Genomic DNA, 5,355 nt, shown 5'->3' on the forward strand with positions numbered 1-5,355 from the left:
ATGCAGATCAAGGCACCCAAATAGACTTTATCGCTAATATTCAGCTATTTTGGTGTCAATTATCCTAATATCTTTCAGATTTTCCCTTTGCATACGAATGCTTAAAGGCTTTTTTATTAAATCGGAAGTAGATAACGAATAAGCCACTAGAAAGGTGTTTATCTAGTGGCTATAACAGTCATAAGCGCTCTATGAGTGCAACGATCAGGATAAAAGCGCAGGTAATGATAGCGAGATGGCAGGGATGAAGGTAATCAACATCAAGGCCACTATCATTGCACCAATCCAACCCATGATGGCTTTAGAGAGCGACTCTATCGGTACTTTGCCTACCTGACTTGCCATAAACAGGTTGGCACCCAGAGGAGGCGTAACAAAGCCAATGGCCAAGTTCACGATCATCACGATACCAAAATGAACTGGGTCCATGCCGAGTGCTGACGTAATGGGTAACAGAATTGGCGTGAGAATAACAATGGCTGCCAGCGTTTCCATAAAGGTACCGACAAGCAACAACAGGACATTGATGCAAAGCAGTATCAGAAGTTTGTTTTCAGTAATCGATAGAATGAACTGAGCAATCTCGGTCGGTAGACGTTCTAGGGTCAATATGCGGCCAAACGTCACGGACGCACCCACAATGACGAGTACTGCGCCAACTAACAGTGACGACTCTAGAATGATTTTCACAACTTGCGCTGGTTTGAGCTCTTTATAAACAAACATGCCAAAGAATAAGCCATAGAGCACACCAATGGCGGCTGATTCGGTAGGTGTGAAGATACCGGAATAGATACCGCCGAGAATGATCACGGGGAGTAGCATTGCCCAACTGGCTTCTTTTAGCGCATCAAGACGCTCTGCCCAGGTCGCTTTGCGCTCGTTACCTGTGTAGCCCCGCAATTTTGAGACAATTAGACAATAGCCGATCAAAACCATACCGACGACCAAGCCAGGAATGATGCCCGCCATGAACATCTTAGTGACGGAGACTTCAGCAGTGATCGCGTAGACGATCATCACCACAGAGGGTGGAATAATGACGCCAATTCCGCCGGAGGACGCGATTAAAGCACCTGCAAAGCTGCGGTCGTAGCCTTTCTTCACCATCGAAGGAATCATCGTCAGGCCGATAGCGGCAACAGTGGCAGACCCTGTTCCAGAGATGGATGCGAAGAACATACACGCCACAATGGCCACGATACCAAGCCCGCCAGTAAAGTGGCCAAAGAAGACCTCCGCCACATGCAATAATCGTTTTGAGATCCCTCCTTGGCTCATAAGGTTACCTGCTAAGGTAAAAAGAACGACGGCGAGGAGAGGGAAGGAGTCGAGCCCTGTCACCAAGCCTTGTACTAAAAACTCGATGTTAAGGAATGGCAGGCTTAATATCGCGACCATACTGGCTGCCGCCAGAGCAATACCGACCGGAACGCCAATGAGCAGAAGCAGACCAAAGCTGCCAAACAAAAGTGCAGACGTCATGCGTTAAACTCCAATAGTCGGTTAGAAGTACGATACTTTGCTTTGATATGGCGATAGCGTTGGCGAGAAAAGCGAACTCGTTCATTGCTGGTGGAGCACGCGTTCACACGTTGATAAATGCTTGTCACTAGGCGCGCGCAGCTTAATAGTGCGCAAACTAAAACAGAGGCATACAAACACGCAATAGGAATTTCCATTGCGGGTGCAATCTGACCGAGTTGCAGGCTGCGGTTTATAACCTTAAATCCAAACCAGGCGACAGTGGCACTAAAGGCAAGGTAGATAAGATCAGAGACAATCAAACTGAATTGCGTCCAATTGCCCGGAAGTTTATCGATGAACACACGAATGCGGATGTGTCGATCATCTCGGATACAATAGCTGATACTCAGGTACATCGCCCATACGAATAAATAACGTGCCAGTTCTTCTGCCCACGCGATCGTTGCATCGAACAAGCGTAGGGCGATTTGCAAGCACAGTAAAGTTGTCATCGTTGAGATCGCGATAACGATAAGGGTTGGTTCTAGGTATTTGTCTAGTAAGCGAAACCACTTCATGTTCACCTCCAAAACGAGAAAGCACGACCTGTTGCCAGATCGTGCAAAAGAGTGGGAGTTATAGGCGTTCTATCTCGGCCATCACGTTGTCAAACAAGTCTTTACCCGTTTTACTGCGCAAGTCCTGGTACACGGCCGCATTCATTTTCTCTTTCATGATGCTGCGTACCTCGTCTGGGACGATGTTAACCGTCATGCCTTTTGCTTCGAGCTCTTTGATTACTTCTTGGTTTTGCTGCGCGGCGAGCTCACGCTGTTTTGCGATGGTTTCTTTGCTTACTTCACTGATCAGCGCTTGTTGTTCGGCCGGCAGTGAATCCCAAAACGATTTGTTCATGAACAACACGTAGTTGGTGTATATATGGTTAGTTAAAGAGAGGTACTTTTGTGCCTCGTAAAAACGTTCGGCATAAATAGAGTATATAGCACTTTCTTGAGCGTTAATCAGGCCTTGTTGTAACGAGGTGAAAATTTCTCCCCAAGACAGAGGTGTTGGCGCAGTACCAATAGATTTCCACGCGCTTATTTGAGTGGGGTTAGATGCCGAGCGAATCTTTAGCCCTTTCAGGTCCTCAATACTATCAATTGGCTGTTTGTTGTTGGTCACGCTACGAAAGCCGACCTCCATAAAGCCAAGTCCATGAAAGCCTTTTGATTCCATAACATTCAACAATGGTTGTCCGATCTTCTCACTGTCGAGCGCTTTGTGTGCTTGCTCTTCGCTATCAAAAAGGTAGAACACGTCGAGCACGTTAAACTCTGGGACGTAGGGAGAGAGTAAAACTGACGCACCAAACGTCATTTGTAAGTTGCCTTGCTGTACGAGTTCAGTCGTCTCACGCACATCGCCTAGTTGTCTCGCCGGATAGATTTCAACTTCTATCTCACCGTTTGAGCGAGCTTCCACTTCTTGTTCGAAATAGAGCATTGCTTTGTGTACGGGAGAGGTTTCTTGACTGTCATGAGCAAGACGAATAACACTGGTTGCAAACGTATTCATACTGCTAAATGCAAGCCCCAGTGCGGTAAGTGAAGTAAGGATTACTTTCTTCATCGTTCTTCCTTGTTTCTGGTATGACCTGCCATTGGCATTCGTCGGCAAGTCACACAACTTTTTATGTTTTTATAAATTAGTTGAGCAATTCATATCCATTTTGCATACGAATCCAAAATAAAACATTAAAGTAACAAGTCAATAACAAGATTGATGAATTGATGAGGAATTAAATAACGATTGGTGAAAATTTAATCGTGATCACAGAAAATGCCTTACTCGAAAGCAAGGCATTTTGTTTATGAAGAATGAATAAAAATGGATTTATTAAATGGTGCTACTACGTTCGATCAAGGTGCCTTGCTCGAAAAGGTATTCGCCAGTTGCATCCAGGTTGCCGTTGATTCGATTCATCAAATCTTCAACCGCTCGTTTAACAATTTTGTCGACTGGTTGAGCAATGGTGGTCAAATCATAGCTCGGCCATGCAGACATCGGAATGTTATCTACACCCATCACAGAGAAGTCTTGGGGGATCTTTGCTCCGGCTTGTCGCAAGCCATCCATCACACCCATGGCGAGGATGTCGTTTGCACAAAAAATTGCATCGGGTTTGCTAGTGTGCGACAAGATCGCTTTCGCCGCTTCTAAGCCTGCTTCAAAGCTGTACTTGGCTTGGATAAAGGTTGGTGACGGGGAGCCGAGTTCTTGCAATTTTGAAGAGAAACCCAGCCAACGCTCTTCACTGGTCATGGAGCCAGCATCGCCACTGATGTAAGCACACTGTTTTGCGCCTTTCTGCGTTAAATACTCGGCTGCTTGTTGGCCCGCCAATCGGTTATCAATACCAGAGCTATTGGCATTAATACCCTCGGCGTAGCGGTTGATCAAGCTTAAATGAACGCCAAACTTTTCGCATTGGGCAAACGCGCGTGAGGTTAAACGGCTGGTGGCGATAACGAGTCCGTCCACTTGGTATTCAATGGCGCGTGAAATGGCGAGATCGAGGTCGTCCTTGTCGATAGGGCAAAGCACAACTTGTCCGCCTCGCTTTTGAATTTCGACAGCCAAAGCACGAGATTGCATGTCGTACATTGGGTTTGATTCGCTATCTAACGCAATCGCCACTAAGCCTGAACGATTCGAAATCAGACCTCGGGCGATGGCATTCGGTGTGTATCCGAGCTTAGCTGCGGCATCCATCACCATTTTGCGTTTCTTCTCGCTAATACTCGCAGTCGGGCTGAATGCTCTAGATACCGTCGATTGAGAGACGCCGAGCATCTTCGCGACGTCGATCGAAGTTACTTTCGCTTTAATGGTGATACTCCTTATTTAAGGCCATTGAACCTTCTCATACGTGCTGAGTGTATGGGCTAGGGGATTTCTGTGTCTAGAGCATTACATTGATAAGGCGTAAATATCAGAGAAAACTCAAGAATTCATCACATTTCTCTCTTGCTTGAAGCCATCAATGATCATTTTGTGTTCAGAGCCAACACAAAAGAAGCTAACGCCGAGTTCACGCCATTCCCGAGCTTGTTGAGCCGTCGCGACAAACATGCCAACAGGTTTATTGGCGGCTCTGGCCGCTTCGATTACTCGCATACTTGCTTGTGCGACTTTCTCATCATGAACGCTATCAGCACCATAAGCGACAGTGAGATCAACTTGGCCAATGAAGAGCGCATCAATTCCTTCAACATTGGCAATCGCTTCAACATTTTCAACCCCTTGAGGGTCTTCAATTTGTGCAATGACAATCGTATTCGCACGGCTGTCTTTTAAGTGTTCAACCATGGGCTTAGTGGCGTATTGCGCTGCTCGACTGGAACCAGCATACCCTCGGCCACCTTCTCCGTAATGGCAGATTTTCGCCAGTTGCGTCGCTTGCTCAGCAGTACAAACATGGGGAATTTGTACACCCGCCGCGCCACAGTCAAGCGCGTTCAAAATGGTTGAAGGGGCGCTGTCTTGTACTCGTACCACGCACGCGAGGTCATTCGCTCTGGCCGCCATGATGCACAGATCAAGCGAGGAGCGATCGAAAGGTGCGTGCTCTGCATCCAGTACCACAAAAGGCAACTCTGCCAGTGCCAATACTTCGATAATGTGAGGGTGAGGGGTTTTAACAAATGTACCTAATATCGTTTCTTGATTCAGACGTTGTTTAAAATTGCTCATGATTCTCTCCTTTGCAAAGGTATGCAAAAACTAACATGTAGAAATGTAAATGATGAGTAAAAATGATGTGATCTAAAACTCATTTTTGATTAAAAATTAAACTCAATTAAGGTCCTTATTACTTGCTTTTAT

At 46.2% G+C, this 5,355-nt stretch carries 5 protein-coding genes; all 5 read right to left on the reverse strand.

Translation table 11 applies throughout. The features are described 5' to 3' along the window. Window positions 1-204: 204 nt before the first annotated feature. Window positions 205-1,485 (reverse strand): TRAP transporter large permease, encoded by a 1,281-nt coding sequence (locus tag CAG68_RS05635; RefSeq protein ID WP_054578612.1) that lies wholly within the window; start codon window positions 1,483-1,485, stop codon window positions 205-207. Further along, complete coding sequence (locus tag CAG68_RS05640; protein WP_025768663.1) at window positions 1,482-2,045, reverse strand: TRAP transporter small permease; 564 nt, start codon at window positions 2,043-2,045, stop codon at window positions 1,482-1,484. The genes CAG68_RS05635 and CAG68_RS05640 overlap by 4 nt, the downstream gene beginning before the upstream one ends. A 58-nt stretch (window positions 2,046-2,103) precedes the next feature. Continuing rightward, window positions 2,104-3,099 carry a DctP family TRAP transporter solute-binding subunit gene (locus CAG68_RS05645; protein ID WP_161440905.1) on the reverse strand — a complete coding sequence of 332 codons (996 nt, stop codon included), beginning with the start codon at window positions 3,097-3,099 and terminating at the stop codon, window positions 2,104-2,106. Window positions 3,100-3,366: 267 nt separating this feature from the next. Beyond that, the gene (locus tag CAG68_RS05650; protein WP_025768661.1) at window positions 3,367-4,323 is read right to left on the reverse strand and encodes a LacI family DNA-binding transcriptional regulator; all 957 of its coding nucleotides are present in this window, start codon (window positions 4,321-4,323) and stop codon (window positions 3,367-3,369) included. 150 nt (window positions 4,324-4,473) lie between these two features. Further along, window positions 4,474-5,223, reverse strand: a complete 750-nt coding sequence (locus CAG68_RS05655; RefSeq protein ID WP_053307977.1) for an HpcH/HpaI aldolase family protein — start codon at window positions 5,221-5,223, stop codon at window positions 4,474-4,476. Window positions 5,224-5,355: the final 132 nt, after the last annotated feature.

The organism is Vibrio sp. V42_P2S4T144 (genome assembly GCF_009904715.1).
GTDB lineage: Bacteria > Pseudomonadota > Gammaproteobacteria > Enterobacterales > Vibrionaceae > Vibrio > Vibrio alginolyticus.